An 18,015-nucleotide genomic window follows, 5' to 3' on the forward strand; every position below is an offset into this window, starting at 1 on the left:
CCCCGCCCGCTCACGCTGCTAGTCGTACCGTGCTTCCGCCCACCATTCGCCGCCCTCGCCGAGCAGAAGCCAGGCTTCGTTCTCGCTGTCGAGGATCTGAAAGCGCTCGGCCTGGCGTTTCTCCTCCGCATCCCACCAGCGCTGCCGCAGCAGCCAGGGTCCGGCCCATCCCACGACAGCCCGGCGCAGGGCGCGCGGGCCGGGCGAGAACCAGGCCGGCGGTGCGGCCAGATCCCCCCGTTCCCCGACCTGCAAGGTGCCGGAATGTTCGTCCAGCAGGCGGACGGGGAGGGGTTCGGGGAACACCGTGGCGGGCAAGGGATCCGGGACGGCGCCGGGCCAGGGCCGTCCGGCACGTGCCGCCGTGCCGGAGGGGGCTTCCTCGCCCCAGGGCACCAGCAGGCTGCGTTCCGCCAGGAGCCGGCCGCCTCCCGGCACGGGGTGCAGCACGGAGCCATGGCCCAGCATCGTCTGGAGACGCCGGAGACCGTGATCGAGGCGCTCGTCCACCCCGCCGAACAAGGCCTGACCTCGGCGGCCCAGCAGATCCACGGCATCCGGGATGATCCTGATCTGGATGATGGGCGCGCCGAGGGCTTCGCCCGTCATCCGCCATCGGGCGCCCGGAGCGGAGGTGTTCGCCGGGCTCGTCTTCCGGCGTGCCGCAGCCGGAGTCCCCGACGACTGGAGCTGCCAGCGGACGCGGTCCACGACGTCGCCCGCGCCGAAGTGATGCGGGTGTCCCCAGCTGCGTTCGGAACGATGCCCGGCGTCGTCCGTGATGCTCACCCGCAGGGTGGTGCAGGCGAGTCCTTGCCGGCGCAGCCGCTCCACGAATTCCTCCGCGGTCGGACGCACGGCGAAAGCGATCTGATCCACCCGGTCCAGGCCGGGTTCGAACGTGATGGTCCGGTCCTGCGGAGGGGGAGGGATCCGTGGCACGATCTCCCGTGGATCCCGCCCACAGGCGCAGGCGTGGGCCAGGAACCCTGCGGAGCCGAACCGGGAACGGACATCCGACGGCGACAGGGCCGCGAGGCTGCCCAAGGTCTGGATGCCGAGCCGGATCAGGAGGGAGACGAGCCGGGGCTCGCCCAGGACCGTGACCGGGATCCCGGCGAGGAAAGCGGGGGAGTCTCCTTCTTTCACGATGAACAGCGGTGAGAGCTCCGTGGTGCTGCGCGCTGCCTGTTCGGCCGCGAACACCGAATCGGCGATCCCGGCCCTCGCCTCGAGTCCCAGCTGCGCGGCCGCTTCAAGGGCGGCGCCGACGGCGGCCTCCTCGCTCCCGTAGTACCGGACGGCGCCCCGGGCACGGATGACACACAGCCCGGGCCGGAGGATCTGCACCCCCGGCAGCACGGCCTCGAGGGCCGTGACGACCGGTTCGAACTCCCGGGAGTCCCGGTCAGGGTCGGCGTGCAGCGTGACGAGGTCGGGGCAACGGGACTGCGCTTCGCGGACGCGGATGCCCCGGACCACACCGGCTGCCCTGGCCTCGGACGAGCAGACCGCGACGAGACCCTTCTCGAGGAGCGCGGCGGGGACGCGTTCAGGGATCTCCTCGGCCAGCTGGGCCGCGACGAGGGGCCAGTCGGGAAACCACACGATGAGGGCCCGGGGGACGCCGGCTGGCGTTCCCGTGTCCGGCGTCCCCGTGCCCGGCGTTCCCGTGTCCGGCGTCCCCGTGTCCGGCGTCCCCGTGTCCGGTGTTCCCGTGTCCGGTGTTCTCGCGTTCATGGTGAGACCTGCACGAGGGCAGGGCGGCGAACCGTCGACGTGCGCGGAGCCCGGGACGCTGACTGTCCTCCGGTGCCCTGCCATATTCCGGCGCCGTCCAGGTTTCCGGAGGAATCCAGTGCCGCGAGATCCAGGGACGCGGTCCGGGTGCGCCCGCGGTGCTGGAGCTCCAGTTCCACCCGGTGCCGCCGCAGATGCCCATGGCCGTCACCGAGTCCTTCCCAGTGCGAGCCGCGTACCCGGAGCAGTCCCTCGCTCTGCGGCCAGGGCCCGAGAACCAGGAGCGTTCCGCCGCGTTCGCGCAGGCGTGAGGCGAGGCGCGCGGCATCCCCGGGGGAGACCTTGCCGGGCGGCCGCACCAGGAGCACGGGGAGGACGTCCGCAAGGGTCGAGATGACAGGGACCCACTCCGGTCCGGTGTCCGGGACGAGCACGAACCGTTCGAGCGCGACGCCGAAGCCCGCGGCGGCCTCGGCGCCGAAGTCGGGGATGCCCGCCGCGCCGCACCACTGGCCGTTCGCGGACGGCCCGGCGAGCAGGGCCATGGCCACCGAAAGAGGGGCCGCGAGCGAATACGCGGCACCACCCTTCAGTCCATAGGGGAAAAGCCCTCGAAACCCCGGGATCACGGGGTGGGAGCCCTCCCTGTTGCCCCTGCCCTGCATCACGTGGATGCGTTCCTGGAGCGCGCGCAGACCGTCCTCCGCGGAGGCGGTGGAGACGGAGCTGAGCGGGAGTGGCATGCCTCCATTATTCGAAAGTATGTTCGATTAAGTCAATCGGGCGAAGAGGTGCCTGTGGATACTTCGGGCCCCTTTTCGGAGGGGCCGGCGAAGCTTCGGGAGGGGCTGTTCCGGGCGCTTTTCTGCGGGTTCCGGGGACCCTTCCGGAGCGGCTGGTGACGTCGTCGCTGGTCAGGTGTCCGGCGAGCGGTGGCGGCGCCCGGCCGGGCGTGGTCAGGCGCGTCGTGCGCCGTCGTCGTCGCGGCGGAGACCGCTCCAGCCTGCCGCGCCGACGACCGCGCTGAGGCCTGCCAGCGTGAGGAGCGCGGCCGGCAGGGTCCAGACGGTGGCGAGCGCGCCGACGAGGAGGGGTCCGCCGGCGTCGCCGAGTTCACGTCCCATTTCGGCGCTGCCCATCGTCCGGCCCATCCGCTCCTCGGGCGTCGTCGCGGCGAGGTGCGCGAAGGCGAGCGGCGTCAACGTGCCCGCCATGGCGCCGAATGACAAGGTCGCGGTGAAGAGGGTGGCGGCGTTCGGCCAGAGGGCGAGGAGGGCGAGGCCGCCAGCGGCCAGGGCCATGCCGATGGCGCTGCCGGTCGAGGTCCGGAGCCGTCCTTCGTCGTGCAGGCGTCCGATGACCGGTTGTACGGCTGTCGAGGTCAGCGCGAGCAGGGCCACGGCGGCGGCGCCCGTCAGGGGGTGAAGCTCCAGGCGGACCGCCAGCAGGGGCAGGAAGCCGACCGTGACGCCGAGAACTCCGGTGGTCATGGCCATCAGCAGGGTGGGCAGCAGGAAGCCGCGCGTCGTCGTCTGGCGCATCAGATCCTTGAGGGTCGAGCGCTGCCGGGGCGCCGGGGGCAGCGCCGGAAGGCCGCGGCTCACCCAGACGGTCGCGGCCAGGGCGAAGAGCGCGAGAGCCAGATAGAGGGACTGGATCCCGAACCAGCCGGTGAGGGCGATCCCGATCAGCGGTCCCAGCACATACCCCAGGCTCTTCCAGGCGCCGTACCGTCCGAAGTAGCGGCCGAGCCGCTCCTTGCCGGCCAGTCGCGCGACCGCGGCCGACGACGCCGGGGAGAATGCCGATGCGGCCGCGCCCTGCCCCAGCCGGGCGAGGGCCAGCATGGCGGGGGAGGCGCTGAGCAGAGCCAGGAGGGACGCCGCGGCGAAGGCGATCAGCCCACCGATGATCACCGGTTTCGCGCCGATCCGGTCGCTGAGCGCGCCGAAGATCGGTTTCAGGACGACCTCGGCCAGATCGTACAGCGCCAGGACCGCCCCGAGTCCCAGAAGGGTCAGCCCCAGATCGGCGGATTCCGCGCCCAGGACTGAGGCCACTCCGTGCGCTCCGAAGGCGGAGGTGAAGCCCGCCAGATAGAGGGGGATGAGAGGCCGAGCCGCGTCATTCGATGCCGTCACATCAGATAATGTAACACCTGTTACAAATTCTGGTGTGTCCGGGGTGGGCGATCAAGGTCTGTCAGGTGTTACGGTCCAAGGCATGGGTGCAGAGATCGAATGGGTTCTTGCCGTCGTCCAGGTCCCGGCCGAGCCGTCGCGGCACCGGGTGGCCGTCTGGCGTGAGCTGCGCCGTGCGGGGGCCGTCCTCATTTCGCAGAGCACCTGGGCGCTGCCTGCCACCGAACCTTTCCGCTCGGCACTGGAGAAGGCGGCACAGCTCGCGGCCGACGGCGGCGGGACTCTCGCGACGTTCGACGCCGGCCCGCGGGACCGCGCCTCACGGGACTTCGTCGATGCCGCGTTCCGGGCGGCACGGGTGGATGAATGGCGTGAGTTCCTGGCCGATTGCGGGAAATTCACCGACGAGATCGACCGTGAGATCGCCAAGGAGAAATTCACCTTCGCCGAACTCGAGGAGGAGGAACAGAGTCTGGACCGGCTGCGCCGCTGGTACCGGGATCTGAAGAGGCGCGACGTCCTCGCCCTCCCGGAGGCGCAGGAGGCTGCCGGCCGGCTCTCCGGGTGCGAAAACGACCTCACCCGGTTCTCCGAGCACGTCTACCGGGCGACGCGCGAGCCGGGAGCCTGAACCCCCTCGCGGGGCCTTTCCACAAGTCCGCGTGACCTTGGATTTCCACATCCCTCCCGCCGCCCCCGCACTGTCAGTGGCAGCGGATAGAGTTGATGCCATGAAGTACGCGGAGTCCGTCCTGGACCTGATCGGCAACACGCCCCTCATCAAGCTCAACCACGTGACGGAAGGCATCGAAGCCACCGTCCTGGTCAAGCTCGAATACCTCAACCCCGGCGGGTCCATCAAGGACCGCATCGCGGCGAAGATGGTCGCCGATGCGGAGGCGAGCGGCAAACTCCAGCCCGGCGGCACCATCGTGGAGCCCACCAGCGGCAACACGGGTGTGGGTCTGGCTCTCGTGGCTCAGCAGAAGGGCTACAAGTGCATCTTCGTGGTCCCGGACAAGGTGGGCGAGGACAAGCGCGCCGTGCTGCAGGCGTACGGCGCTGAAGTCGTGGTGACCCCCACGTCCGTCGCCCCGGACAGCCCGCAGAGCTACTACGGGGTGTCGGACCGTCTGGTCCGCGAGATCCCCGGCGCCTACAAGCCGGATCAGTTCTCCAACCCCGCCGCCCCGGGCAGCCACTATGAGTCCACCGGTCCCGAGATCTGGCAGGACACCGACGGCAAGATCACCCACGTGGTGATCGGCGCGGGTACCGGAGGCACCATCACCGGCACCGGCCGCTACCTCAAAGAGGTCTCCGCGGACCGTCCCGCATCCGAAGGCGGCCAGGTCAAGGTCATCGGCGCGGACCCGGAAGGCTCCGTCTACTCCGGCGGCACGGGACGCCCGTACTTCGTCGAGGGTGTGGGCGAGGACATGTGGCCCGGCAACTATGACAAGTCCGTGCCGGACGAGGTCATCGCCGTCTCCGATGCCGACTCGTTCGCCATGACCCGCCGGCTCGCCCGTGAAGAGGGCCTCCTGGTGGGCGGATCCAGCGGTATGGCCGTGGTCGCCGCTCTGCGCGCGGCCAAAGACCTCCCGAAGGACGCCGTCGTCGTGGTGATCCTCCCGGACTCCGGGCGTGGTTACCTCGCCAAGATCTTCAACGACCAGTGGATGCGGTCCTACGGATTCCTCCCGGGCGCCGAAGAGGACACCGTGGGCGCCGTGCTGGAGGGGAAGAACGGGTCCCTGCCGGACCTGGTCCACATCCACCCCAACGAGTCCGTTCGCGACGTCATCAACATCATGACCGAATACGGGGTGGACCACATCCCCGTGCTCTCCGCCGAACCGCCCGTGGTGATGGGTGAGGTCCTGGGATCCGTGGACGAACGCACCCTGACCAGCAAGCTCTTCCGCGGCGAAGCCAAGATGACGGACAAGATCGCGGATCACATGGGGGAGAAGCTGCCCGTGATCGGCTCCCTCGAGTCCATCTCCGCGGCCCGCGCCCTGCTCTCCGAGTCGGACACCATCATGGTGACGTTCGTCGGAGCGCCCGTCGGCATCGTGACCCGTCACGATCTCCTCGCCTATCTCAGCAACTGACGCCCACCGGCACACGCCTCATCGAAGGGAAATCCCATGTCCCACGCAGCTGACCGCCCCGCGGGGTTCAACACCACCGCAGTCCACGCCGGCCAGGCCTTCGAACCCCGGACCGGCGCCGTGGTCCCGCCCCTGCACTTCTCCTCCACTTACGCACAGGACGGCATCGGCGGCCTGCGCGACGGGTACGAGTACGGCCGTGGCGGCAACCCCACCCGTGACGCACTCCAGGAGCAGCTCGCCGCGGTGGAAGGCGGCAAGTATGCCTACTCCTTCGGCTCCGGCCTGGCCGCGGAGGACGCCCTGATCCGGGCCCTCTGCCGCCCGGGGGACCACATCGTGCTGGGCAACGACGCCTACGGTGGCACGTACCGTCTGATCTCCCGCATCCACGGGGACTGGGGCATCGGCAACACCGCCGTGAACCTGGCGGATCTGGAAGCCACCGCTCAGGCCGTGCGCGACCACCAGACCCGCCTGCTCTGGGTCGAGACGCCGTCGAACCCCATGATGCGCATCAGCGACATCGCGGCGCTCGCGGACATCGCCCACGACGCCGGGGCCCTCCTGGTGGTGGACAACACCTTCGCCTCCCCGTACCTGCAGAACCCGCTGGCGCTGGGTGCCGACATCGTCATCCACTCCACCACCAAGTACATCGGTGGACACTCCGATGTGGTGGGCGGCGCCGTGGTGCTCAACGACGAGGAACTGGCTCAGAAGGTGCAGTTCCTGCAGTTCGCCGCCGGTGGCGTCTCCGGCCCCATGGACGCGTTCCTCACCACCCGCGGTCTGAAGACCCTGGGCGTGCGCATGGACCGTCACTGCCAGAACGGACAGGCCGTGGCCGAGTGGCTGCTGACCCGTCCCGAAGTGGAGGCCGTGCTGTACCCGGGACTGCCCGACCACCCCGGTCACGAGCTCGCCGCGAAGCAGATGCGCGGCTTCGGTGGCATGGTGTCCGTCCAGTTCAAGGGCGGCGCCGAGGCGGCTCGTAAGGTGGCAGAGTCCACCCGGGTCTTCACCCTGGCGGAATCCCTGGGCGGCATCGAGTCCCTCATGAACTACCCGGCCGAGATGACCCACGCCTCGGTCAAGGGCACGGAGCTGGCCGTTCCGGACAACCTGCTGCGCCTCTCCTGCGGCATCGAGGACGTCGAGGATCTCCTGGCGGACCTGGAGCAGGCCTTCGCACAGTTCTGATTCCCCGGGACTCCGGCCTGAAGCGCCGGTCGAGCACGAGGCCCCTCACGGGGCGGTGCTCGGCCGGCGTTGTGCGTTGAGGCGCTGGGTCCACTTCCTCAAAGAGCGACAGTGAGCCCACTCGAGACTTCGCTGATCTTGTTCCTCCGCCAAGACCCCAAGCAGCCCGACGTCTAGGCTGGACAGGGAACGCGCAGCCGACTCTGGGTGAACGCCTCGGAAGACACCTCCGGTGTGGTCCAGTCGGCCTGCGGCAGTTTCAGGAACAACGATGTCTCTCAGGTGAGGAGCTCATGGCATGACCGGCACCCCTTCATTTCCCGCAGGGTCGCCCTGCTGGGTCGAGACGCTTCAGCCCGACCCGGAATCCGCGGCGTCCTTCTACGGTGAGCTGTTCGGCTGGACGTTCGACGAGGCAGCGCCGGACGGCTCCCGTGTCGCGCGCCTCGACGGGCGGCGCGTGGCCGGCGTCGCGCAGGCACCGTCGATCCTCGACCGCGGCGCCTGGGTGATGTACGTCCTGGTGGGTGACCTGGACGCGACCGTCGATGCCGTCCAGGAAGCCGGGGGCACGGTCCTTGCCGGGCCCCTGGAGATCCGGGAGGGTGAGCGCTCCGCGCTCTTCACGGACCCGGCAGGCGCGGCGTTCGGAGCACGCGAAGGCATCGCTTCGACCGTCAGCGAAGCGGTCGACGTGACTGATGCCTGGCAGATGAGCGCGCTGCACACCCCCGACGTCGAGGCGGCCGGGGCGTTCTATGCCACGGTCTTCGGGTGGCGGATGGAGCCGGTGCCCGGTTCGGCGCTCGCCCTCTGGCGCTTGGACGGCAGCACCCGCAAGGCCTCCGATCCGACCCTTCCCGACGACGTGGTCGCCGTGGCCACCCAAACCCCCGCCGCCTCGGGCGTGCCGACCCATTGGGCCATCAATGTGCAGGCCGCCGACGTCGACGACATCGCGCGCCGCGTCGTCGAGCTCGGCGGGGCCGTGCTCATGCCGCCGACGGATGCGCCGGGCTTCCGGAACGCTCTGATCGCCGACCCCCAGGGCGGCGTGCTCGCTCTCAGCCAGATCATCAGGTGACCCGGACCCCTCTGCTGTGGGCTGCTCTGCCCGTGGCAGAGAAGGGTCCCGGACCGGAGCGCCGAGGGTGACGATGGCTTCATGACTGATGCTCCGAAACAATCCCTCTTCTCCGAGTCCATGCGGCGCGAGTTCTTCGAGCGCCGGGTCCTGGTCCTGGACGGCGTCCTCGACGACGACAACGGCACCGTCCTCGCCACCCAGCTGATGCTGCTGGCCGCCGAGGACCCATCGGCGGACATCGCCCTCTGGATCCATTCCCCGGGCGGCTCCGTTCCCGCGATGCTGGCGATCCGGGACATCATGCGGACCATCCCCAATGATGTCTCCACGCTCGCCCTCGGGATCGCATGCAGCGCCGGGCAGTTCCTGCTCTCCTCCGGCGCCCTGGGCAAACGGAAGGCGCTCCCTCACGCCCGGATCCTGATGCACCAGGGATCGGCGGGCATCGGGGGCACCGCGGTGGACATCGCCCTGCAGGCTGACGATCTTCGCCATATGCGCGACACCGTCCTCGGGCTGATCGCCCAGGACACCGGGCAGCCGGTGGAGCGCATCCACGAGGACTCCCTGCACGACCACTGGTACACGGCCGAGGAGGCCAGGGCTTACGGGTTCGTCGACACGGTGGTCGGCTCCTTCGAGGACTTCCGGCCGTCGTCGCGCGTCGCCGCAGGGTTCGCGCATTCCATGGGAGGGGCCGTCCGATGAGCAGCTACACCATCCCGAATGTCATCGCCCAGCATCCGCGCGGTGAACGCATCATGGACGTCTACTCGCACCTGCTCACCGAGCGGGTGGTCTACCTCGGCACGGGGATCGACGCCGGCGTCGCGAACGCGCTCATCGCGCAGCTGCTGTATCTCGAGGCGCAGAACCCGGAGCACGACATCCACCTCTACATCAACTGCGAGGGCGGCGATCCGAGCGCCATGCTGGCGATCTACGACACCATGACGTTCATCAAGCCGGACGTGGCGACCACCTGTGTCGGCCAGGCCGTCGCGGTGGGCGCGGTGCTGCTCGCCGCCGGCGCGGCCGGCAAGAGGGCGGCGCTTCCGCACTCCCGCATCGTGCTCCACCAGCCCGCGGCGCAGGGCCGGGGGACGATTCCCGACCTCATCCTTCAGGCCGACGAGGTGATCCGGATCCGGTCGGACATCGAGGGGGCACTCGCGCTCCACACGGGCCAGAGTGTCGAGACCCTTCGCAGGGACACCGATCGGGACCGGACGTTCACCGCTCAGGCGGCGCGCGACTACGGTCTCCTCGACCTCGTGATCACGAGCCGCTGAGGGCCGCGCCGGGAATGAGGTTCAGGCGGCCAGCGCGAAGCACGTCGCGCTGGCTGTCCTCTGCTCCACCGCCGGACGCTCGACCGTGAGTGCCTGCGCGACGTCGAGCGTGAGATCCACCAGGGTCACGTCCAGGGCACGGGCCACGACGGCGATGATCTCGCTCGACGGCTCCTTGCGGCCACGCTCGATCTCGGACAGGTACTGCGTCGAGACGCCGGCCCGCGCGGCGACCGTCTCCAGGGTCTCGCCCCGCTCGGTCCGCCGGCGGCGCAGCGAACCGCCGAGGAGGTGACGCCACAGCGGCTCCCGCCTCAGGGGGCTCACCGGCGAGAGGTGAGCGACGACGTCGGGGGCTTCGGAACGCTGTCCGGGGAAGGGATTCTCAGCCATGCTTCATCGTAAGACGGCGGGCTGCCGGGCAGGAGGTTCTCTGCTGTCAGCAGAGAACCTCACCGTGGCGAGAGCGCTGCCGCCTCGGACGGCGGCTCCGGGGAGAAACCCCTCTCCGGCACGACGACGATCTGGACGTCGTCCTCGTAGACGACCCGGCCGGGATCGTCGGAGTGGAACAGCTCGCAGGCGACGTCGTAGCGGCGCAGGAGGTCGACGTAGAAGTCGACCCTGGCCAGGAGGTGTTGGGCGGTGGACTTGAACCAGGCCTGGGCCGCCGGACGCTGCGCAGGTGATTCGACGTCATGGCGCGTTCAGGTGGCGTTGGGAAGTCTGCTTTAAACTGACTCGCACCGGGGCCGAAAACGCCTCACCCTCTACCGACTGTGTCCGCACCCCGCGCGGGCCGAAGGAATCGTTGTGCCACTCCGTCGACCGATCCGCCCCCTGATTTTAGCTCTGTGCACCCTCCTGGCAGTCGCCGGCTGTTCCGCAGATCCGGCACAGCCTGCGCCCTCATCGGCCGCCACCCAGGAACTCGCCGTGCAGGCCGTGAACACGAGCGCCGAAAGCTCTGACGCCGAGTCGACGAGGAGTGCAGAGCTCCTGCGCCTGACGCCGGCCGACCTGCACGCGGAGTCTTCCTGGGACCTGCCTCGCTACCTGGTTCAATGGCCCGCAGTGCCCGGGCATGACGGTCTGACACGGAAGATCCGGGAGCAAATGGAGGCGTGGAAGAAGTCGTACGTGACCTCGATGCGAGGAGCCGAGCGTGCGAACCTGAGCGCTTACTGGTCGGCGATGCTGAACCACGAGGGCATCGTGGGAGTCCGCCTGACAGCGGAGACCACGGCAGCCGACAGTGCGACGGAGAGCGTCGCCCTCTACGGAGACCCGGCGAACCCGTGGACTTCGAAGGACCTGCTGCGGAGCGAGGACCGTCCGGCGCTCGCCACGATGATGCGGGAGGCCGCTCAGAAGTTCACCCGCGAAACCCCGGATCCCGGCATCCCGCCTGCGGATCCTTCGGACCAGGTCTTTCAGGACGTGAGTTTCACCGATGCCGGGCAAGTCCAGATCCGGGTCAGGCCGGGCGAACTGGCATCGATGTCGCAGGGAGTCCTGCAATTCACGATTCCCGAGAAGCACCTGTCGCCTATCGGGGAAAAGGTGCGGGCCGCGGTCCTGGCCCAGGGACGCGAGAACCGTTCCACGCCATCTGCGTCCGCCACACCGGCTCCCAGTGCGTCGAGCCGCACGAACTGCGCCGTGGCCAAGTGCATCGCCCTGACCTTCGACGACGGCCCCGGCCCGTACACGCCGCAGATCCTCGACACCCTCGAAGCGAAGAAGGCCAAGGCCACGTTCTTCATGCTCGGCCCTGCGGCGCAGTCGCAGCCCGACATCGTGCGACGGATGGCTGCCCTCGGAATGGATCTCGGCGATCACAGCTGGTCCCATCCGCAGTTCACCCTCCTCTCGCCGAACGAGGTCAAGCGGGAGGTCCGTTCTCAAGCGGACGTCATTCAGGGCCTCACCGGCCGGCGGCCGATGGGGGTTCGGCCACCCTACGGGGCTTTCGACCAGTCGACCCCTCATGAGGGCTTCCCCTTCATCCTCTGGGACGTCGACACGGAGGATTGGAAGAACCGTGATGCCGCCATCACGACCCGTCGAGCGATCGAAGGCGCCCATCGTGGCGCCATCGTCCTCATGCACGACATTCATCCCTCGACAGCCAAGGCCCTCCCCGGCATCATCGACCAGCTCAAGAGTCAGGGATACACCTTGGTCACCGTCTCAGATCTCATCCCCCAGCTGAGCCCAGGGAGCGCTTACTACTCGGGAGCGACCGGGAAATAGTACGTTCGCTCCCAGGTGCGGACGCCCCTGCCCCAGGCAGCGAAACGCCGGCCGCGCGCCGCACCCCGAAGGGGAACGGCGCGCGACCGGCGTTCCGGGCCGGAACCAGGCGTTAGCCGGAGATGCCGGGCCGGCCGTTCTCCTCCCGGCCGGTCAGACGACGGCGGAACGTCGGGTCCTGCTCGGACGTGATCTCGACGTCGTACCAGCCGTTCTTCGTCTCCCAGCCGAGCGGCTTGCGCGCCCCCGGCTTCAGGCGCACCGTGGTCGTCCGGTCCCGGTACTGCAGCGAAGTCAGGCGCAGGGTCACCGCTGCGGTCCCGTTGTTCCGCAGCTCCAGGTGCAGTGAGTCACCCGTGCGGCGGTCCACGGAGACGTCGACGCCGGCCGCGGCGCCCGTCGTCGTGCCCTTCAGCTCATACTGGAAGCGGTTCGGGCCGGTCACGATCAGGTCGACCCGGCCGTTCGGCGCGGGGAGACGGACGGTCTCCGCGGACTTCACGTCCAGGTGCCGCGGCTCGGTGACCTCGCCCGCGTAGCCGTACACGGTGAAGTGCGTGGAGCGGGTGCCGGTGTTGCGCAGCGACAGCTCGACGCCGTCGTCGTGCAGCGAAGCGGCGACGCGCGGCCGGTAGGGGAGCGGCCGCGCCGGGCGGGTGCCGCGTTCCTGGATCGGGGCCACCTGCGCGACCGGGGGAACCGGGTGCCAGCGGCCCACGGCGGCGGGCACGGGCGCCGGGTGATCCAGCTGCGGCGGGGTGCCGCCCGCCGTGAAGTCGAAGACCCCGGTGAGGTCGCCGCAGACCTCGCGCCGCCAGGCTGAGATGTTCGGTTCCTGCACGCCGGTCCACTGTTCGAGGAAGCGCAGCACGGAGGTGTGGTCGAAGACCTCGGAGCTGACGTGCCCGCCGATGGTCCAGGGAGAGACCACGGTCATGGGAACGCGCGGGCCCAGGCCGATGGGCCGGGCCGTGGTCCAGTCGGTGGACTCGCCCGAGGCCGGGCGGGGCTGGACGGGCGGCGGGACGTGGTCGAAGTAGCCGTCGTTCTCGTCGAAGTTCAGGAAGATCGCGGTGCTGTCCCAGGTCTCCGGGTCGCTGGCGACGATGTCCAGCATCCGGTAGACGAAGTTCGCGCTGCCGACGGGCGTGGAGGAGCTGGGGTGTTCCGAGTCGGCGGCGGAGGGGACCAGCCAGCTGACCTTCGGGAGCGTGCGGCCGGTGATGTCCGCCGCGAAGCGTTCCAGCAGCGTGTCCGGGCGCCCGCGGTGCATGGCCTTGTCGAACAGGGCCTGGTCGGCCTTGCTCAGGCGGGCGCGCCCGGCGTCGAGCTGCGCCAGCAGACGGTCCTGTTCGGCGGGGGTCTTGCCGTGCAGGGAGTCGTAGAACTCCTCAGTGGTGCGGAAGTTCCCGTCCACGGCCGCGAGCATGGTGTGCCCGATCTTCTTGAAGGTCTGGAAGTACTCGACGGCGTTGTCCGTGAAGTTGTCCCAGTCCTGGTAGATCCGCCAGGACACCCCGGCCTTTTCGAGGCGCTCGGGGTAGGTGGTCCAGTCGTAGCCGCCGTGGGCGTAGTCGTACGCCGCGTTGGTGACGGCGCGCTGCGTGGAGCCGGGTTCGTAGCCCGTGGTGCCGCTCCAGAGGTAGGTGCGGTTGGGGTTGGTGGAGCCGTTCACGGAGCAGTGGTAGGCGTCGCAGATGGTGAAGGTGTCCGCGAGTTCGTACTGCAGCGGGATGTCCGCGCGCTCGTAGAACGTCATGGTCGACGGGCCCTTCGCGGGGATCCACTGGTCGCACCAGCCGTTGTTCCAGGCCTTGGTGGTGCCGGCGAACGAGTGGTCCAGGGCGCCGAGGTACTGGATGTCCGAATCCGGCCGGCCGGCGAGCTCCGCGGCTTTGCGGAGCGAGAACGGCAGGACCGTCTCGCCGGTGGGGCGGGCTTGTTCATACATGCTCTTGCCGTTGGGCAGGCGGGTGATCGACCGGTCGCCGTAGCCGCGCACGCCGCGCAGCGAGCCGAAGTAGTGGTCGAAGGAGCGGTTCTCCTGCATCAGGATCACCACATGCTTGATGGACTGGAGGCCACCCGGGCGGACGGGCCGGGCCATGGCTGCCTGCACCGATGGCGGGAGCAGGGAGCCCGCTGCGGCCAGTGCGGTGGCGGCGGCTGTGGCGCCGAGGAAGCCGCGGCGGGAGAGGCCGGTGGCGCCGGTGGGGTTGTCGTCCGGGGAAGCGGGAGGTAGCGACGTCATGCGAATGCCTTCCGTGAGGGGTTGGGACCTCCCACGCTAGAAGGCCCCGGTGAACCCACGGTGACTTGTCTGTACATCTTCCGGCAACCACCCGAACAGAAGTGCGCGGGGCTACTCTCGCACGCGAACCGCCAGTTGTGGCCCGTATTCACCTGGGATACGGGCCACAACTGGCGGTTCGCGTGAGGGAGAGGGTCAGACTGCGGCGCGGGTCTTCCGGTTGCCGAACCACCAGGCGATCTCCACCAGCACGATGCCGACGGCCGCGACGCCGAACGCCGTCCAGAGCTGCGCCGGTCCGCCGATCTCGAGCTGCAGCACCGAGCGGGCCCAGGGGATCGCGAACATGGCCACGGTCCCGCCGATCATCGCGGTCAGCAGGAGCGCCTTCCACCAGGTGTACGGCCGCGCGACGATCGCGAGCACCCACAGGGCGATCGTCATGAGGGTCAGCAGGGCCGCGGTCGAGCTCTGCGCCTGCGGCACGGCATCGCCGCGCACCATCAGATAGGACACGAACGCCGCGATGCCGACGACGACGCCGGCCGGCAGCGCGCGCCGCAGGACCCGGGAGGCGAAGCCCGGCTGAGCCCGGTCATGGTTGGGCGCGAGGGACAGGACGAAGGCGGGCAGGCCGATGGTGAACCACCCCACGATCGTCACGTGGCGTGGCAGGAACGGGTACGGCACCTGGTCCAGCCCGATCAAGCCGGGCAGCCCCACGAGAATGGCCAGCAGCACGGAGTAGACCGTCTTGGTCAGGAACAACGTGGCGACGCGCTCGATGTTGCCGATGACCCGGCGCCCCTCGGCCACGACGTGAGGGAGGGTGGCGAAGGAGTTGTCGAGCAGCACGATCTGGGCCACGGCACGGGTGGCGGGGCTGCCGGCGCCCATGGCCACCCCGATGTCCGCATCCTTGAGGGCCAGGACGTCGTTGACGCCGTCGCCCGTCATCGCCACGGTGTGGCCCTTGGACTGCAGGGCCTTGACCATGGCGCGCTTCTGATCCGGGGTCACCCGGCCGAAGACGGTCCCGCGGTCCACCTCGTCCGCCAGCGTGGCCGGATCGGCGTCCAGGGTGCGGGCGTCCACGGTGCGCTCCGCCCCGGCCAGGTGCAGGGACCGGGCCACGGCGCCGACCGAATCGGCGTTGTCCCCGGAGATCACCTTGACCTTCACGTTTTGCTCCGCGAAGTACTCCAGGGTGGCGGGCGCCTCGGCCCGGACCTTCTGTTCCAGGATCACGAGGGCCGCCGGCGCCTGGATCGTGGCGGAGTCGAGGTCGCGGGCACGGGCCAGGAGCAGCACGCGCAGGCCGGTGGAGCCGAAGCGGTCGGTCTCGCGACGCCACGATTCCAGCCCCGTGACGCCTGCGGCCTCGGCAGCGTCCAGGAGGACGTCCGGCGCTCCGAGGAGCCAGCTGCCGGAGGCGTCCGCGGCGGCGTCGCCCCGGAAGGTCGCGCCGCTGTACTTGCGACTGGAGGCGAAGGGCAGGGTCTCGGCTACCTCCCAGGCCGGTGCGGTGGGGTACGCCTCGCGGATGGCTTCCATGGAGGCGTTGGGCCGTGGGTCGCTCGCCGCCAGCGCCGCGAGGGCTGAGGCGGCCAGCTGCCGGGCGGCTCCGTCGGCGCCGGGGGTGGCGCCGGCGTCGTCGTCCGCGGAGAAGTCGCCGGGGGTCTCCACGGAGCCCAGCCGCATGGCGTTCTCCGTGAGCGTTCCGGTCTTGTCCGCACACACCACGTCCACGCGCGCCAGGCCCTCGATGGCCGGCAGTTCGTTGACGAGGCACTGGCGGCGGCCGAGGCGGATGACGCCGACGGCGAAGGCGATGGTGGTCATGAGGACCAGGCCTTCCGGGACCATCGGCACCAGGGCGGCGACCATGCCGCGCAGGGCGTCGGACAGCGCCTGGTGCCCGGAGAGCTGGTTGTAGATGGAGAGCACGCCGGCCGGGATGAGCAGCCAGGTGATGACCTTGAGGATCTTGTTGATGCCGTTGCGCAGTTCCGAGTTCACCAGGGTGAACTTGCTGGCCTCCGCGGAGAGCTTCGCGGCGTAGGCCTCCGAGCCGACCTTCGTGGCCCGGTACAGGCCGGTGCCGGAGGAGACGAAGCTGCCGGAGAGGACTTCGTCCCCAGGAGTCTTGGCGAGGGCGTCCGATTCGCCCGTGAGCAGGGACTCGTCCACCTCGAGGCCGGAGGATTCGAGGACCTCGCCGTCCACCATGACCTGGTCGCCGGGGCCGAGTTCGATGAGGTCGTCCCGGACCACGTCCTCGGGCGCGATCTCCTGGCTGGTGCCGTCGCGGCGGACCCGGGGCTTCGCCTGCCCGACGATCGCGAGCCGGTCCAGGGTCCGTTTCGCCCGGATCTCCTGGATGATGCCGACCACGCTGTTCGCGATGATCAGGAGGCCGAACGCCGCGTCGATGAAGTACCCCGTGGACACCACGATCGCGGCCAGGACCGCGAAGATCGCGTTGATGCGGGTGAAGACGTTGGCGCGGACGATCTGCCAGGTGCTGCGCCCGGTGGAGTCCTCGGTCCGGTTGACGGCGCCCGCCGCGACGCGTTCGGCCACTTGGTCCGGTGTCAGGCCTGTCAGGGGCGCTCCGGGACGGTCATCGAGGGTCTGCACGGTGCTCACGAAGCCCAGCTTAATCGCGGCGCCTGGGCCGCGCCTCGGAGCGCGGGTGGAGATGCGGGTGCGCCTTCGGGATGACGCTGCTCCTCCCGACGTTGTGTGCTCAGTTGTTGGGGGTCCCGGCCGCCGGGACCCGCAACTACTGAGCACACAACGCAGGAGAGAGGCGGACGACGACGCCGGCTCAGGCCATGCGGTCCAGCTCGGCGAGCGTCACCTCGTGGAGGAGGGGCTCGCCGCGGGCGGCGCGGGAGGCCTCCGCGATCGCGCTTCCCGCGAGCCGTTCCAGTTCGGTGCCCAGGGAGCCGGCGATGTGCGGGGTGAGGACGACGTTCGGCAGGGTGTAGAGCGGCGAGTCCTCCGGGAGCACCCAGGGAGTGGTGACGTCCAGGATCGCGTCGATGTCGCCGAGGGCCAGGCGTTCGATCAGCGCCTCCTGGTCCACGAGCTCACCACGCGCGGTGTTGATGAAGGTGGCCCCGGGCCTGAGGGTTCCCAGCAGCTCACGGCTGATCATCCCGGCGGTGCTGGGCAGGGAGGGCGCGTGGAGGGACACGACGTCGCTCGTGGCGACGAGATCGTCCAGGGGGAGCAGCGTCGCCCCGAGGGACTCCGCCTCCGTGGCGCTCAGGTAGGGGTCCGCGACGCGGAGTTCCAGCGAGTACGGCTTCAGGAGACGCAGCACGTGCCGTCCGATCCGGGACGCCCCGATGATCCCCACCCTCCGACGGTGATTGCCGATATCCGGGAACAGCGTGAGGGGATCCAGTCCCGCGCGCTCGCGGTGCAGCAGGCCGCTGAGCCGGAAGACCTTCTTGTTGGCCAGCAGGATCATGGCCACGGTGTACTCCGCGACGGGGATGGCGTTCTCGTCCGCGGCCGAGGTGACCCGGATCCCCCGTTCCCAGCACTCGCGGGAGAGGTGCGGCTTCACCGTGCCGGCCGCGTGGTGGATCGAACGGAGCCGCGGGGCACTGTCCAGGACGGCGGAGTCGATCCAGGCCGTGCCCCAGCAGGTGAACAGGGCGTCGACCTGCTCCAGGACCTCGAGGGCCTCGGGGGAGCCGTACTCGGTGAGGGGCTTCCCGGTGACCAGGGAGAGTTCCGGCGGGAGATTCCGCAGGACGTCCTCCGGGAAGAACTGCCCGTCGGTCGCCGCGGGCATGGCCAACGCGACGCGGTACGGGGAGGAGCCGGGGCGGGAGCTGCTGGACGTGTTCATCGCTCTCTACTGAACGCTCCGGCGTTCAGATGCACAACCAGATGAACAAAGACGGACGAA

General features: G+C 69.7%; 14 protein-coding genes. 7 read left to right on the forward strand and 7 right to left on the reverse strand.

The window, feature by feature from the left end; translation table 11 throughout:
* Window positions 1-18: 18 nt before the first annotated feature.
* The 3 genes from BLV63_RS05450 to BLV63_RS05460 form a co-directional block, all read right to left on the reverse strand.
* A complete protein-coding gene (locus BLV63_RS05450) occupies window positions 19-1,740 on the reverse strand; it encodes a Y-family DNA polymerase (protein WP_082724037.1) in 1,722 nt (573 codons plus the stop codon).
* Window positions 1,737-2,483 carry a DnaE2-dependent mutagenesis accessory factor ImuA' gene (gene imuA', locus BLV63_RS05455; RefSeq protein WP_066211720.1) on the reverse strand — a complete coding sequence of 249 codons (747 nt, stop codon included), beginning with the start codon at window positions 2,481-2,483 and terminating at the stop codon, window positions 1,737-1,739. The genes BLV63_RS05450 and imuA' overlap by 4 nt, the downstream gene beginning before the upstream one ends.
* 213 nt (window positions 2,484-2,696) lie before the next feature.
* Complete coding sequence (locus tag BLV63_RS05460; RefSeq protein ID WP_066211718.1) at window positions 2,697-3,881, reverse strand: MFS transporter; 1,185 nt, start codon at window positions 3,879-3,881, stop codon at window positions 2,697-2,699.
* An 82-nt stretch (window positions 3,882-3,963) separates the two neighbouring features.
* Here BLV63_RS05460 and BLV63_RS05465 point away from each other — a divergent pair, with 82 nt between their 5' ends.
* From BLV63_RS05465 to BLV63_RS05490, 6 genes are all read left to right on the forward strand, one after another.
* On the forward strand, window positions 3,964-4,512 hold the full coding sequence (locus BLV63_RS05465; protein ID WP_139244651.1) for a Chromate resistance protein ChrB: 549 nt from the start codon (window positions 3,964-3,966) through the stop codon (window positions 4,510-4,512).
* A 100-nt stretch (window positions 4,513-4,612) separates the two neighbouring features.
* Window positions 4,613-5,998 (forward strand): cystathionine beta-synthase, encoded by a 1,386-nt coding sequence (locus BLV63_RS05470; RefSeq protein ID WP_066211716.1) that lies wholly within the window; start codon window positions 4,613-4,615, stop codon window positions 5,996-5,998.
* A 36-nt stretch (window positions 5,999-6,034) separates the two neighbouring features.
* A complete protein-coding gene (locus BLV63_RS05475) occupies window positions 6,035-7,201 on the forward strand; it encodes a cystathionine gamma-synthase (protein ID WP_066211715.1) in 1,167 nt (388 codons plus the stop codon).
* A gap of 298 nt (window positions 7,202-7,499) precedes the next feature.
* Window positions 7,500-8,285 (forward strand): VOC family protein, encoded by a 786-nt coding sequence (locus BLV63_RS05480; protein ID WP_066211714.1) that lies wholly within the window; start codon window positions 7,500-7,502, stop codon window positions 8,283-8,285.
* A gap of 81 nt (window positions 8,286-8,366) precedes the next feature.
* Window positions 8,367-8,996, forward strand: coding sequence for a ClpP family protease (locus tag BLV63_RS05485; protein WP_066211712.1), 630 nt, complete (start codon window positions 8,367-8,369; stop codon window positions 8,994-8,996).
* Entirely contained in the window at window positions 8,993-9,580 is a 588-nt protein-coding gene (locus BLV63_RS05490; protein ID WP_066211710.1) for a ClpP family protease, read from the forward strand. The genes BLV63_RS05485 and BLV63_RS05490 overlap by 4 nt, the downstream gene beginning before the upstream one ends.
* Window positions 9,581-9,601: 21 nt before the next feature.
* On the opposite strand, the gene BLV63_RS05495 is transcribed toward BLV63_RS05490, so the two are convergent.
* On the reverse strand, window positions 9,602-9,973 hold the full coding sequence (locus BLV63_RS05495; RefSeq protein ID WP_066211708.1) for a helix-turn-helix domain-containing protein: 372 nt from the start codon (window positions 9,971-9,973) through the stop codon (window positions 9,602-9,604).
* 543 nt (window positions 9,974-10,516) lie between these two features.
* On the opposite strand from BLV63_RS05495, the gene BLV63_RS05500 reads away from it, so the two are divergent.
* Entirely contained in the window at window positions 10,517-11,836 is a 1,320-nt protein-coding gene (locus tag BLV63_RS05500) for a polysaccharide deacetylase family protein (RefSeq protein ID WP_066211706.1), read from the forward strand.
* A 112-nt stretch (window positions 11,837-11,948) separates the two neighbouring features.
* On the opposite strand, the gene BLV63_RS05505 is transcribed toward BLV63_RS05500, so the two are convergent.
* From BLV63_RS05505 to BLV63_RS05515, 3 genes are all read right to left on the reverse strand, one after another.
* Complete coding sequence (locus BLV63_RS05505) at window positions 11,949-14,087, reverse strand: phosphocholine-specific phospholipase C (protein ID WP_066211704.1); 2,139 nt, start codon at window positions 14,085-14,087, stop codon at window positions 11,949-11,951.
* Between the two features lie 195 nt (window positions 14,088-14,282).
* Window positions 14,283-16,736 carry an HAD-IC family P-type ATPase gene (locus BLV63_RS05510; RefSeq protein WP_082724036.1) on the reverse strand — a complete coding sequence of 818 codons (2,454 nt, stop codon included), beginning with the start codon at window positions 16,734-16,736 and terminating at the stop codon, window positions 14,283-14,285.
* 181 nt (window positions 16,737-16,917) lie between these two features.
* Window positions 16,918-17,955 carry a hydroxyacid dehydrogenase gene (locus BLV63_RS05515; RefSeq protein WP_074784063.1) on the reverse strand — a complete coding sequence of 346 codons (1,038 nt, stop codon included), beginning with the start codon at window positions 17,953-17,955 and terminating at the stop codon, window positions 16,918-16,920.
* Between the last annotated feature and the right edge of the window lie 60 nt (window positions 17,956-18,015).

It is taken from the genome of Arthrobacter woluwensis (genome assembly GCF_900105345.1).
GTDB lineage: Bacteria > Actinomycetota > Actinomycetes > Actinomycetales > Micrococcaceae > Arthrobacter_E > Arthrobacter_E woluwensis.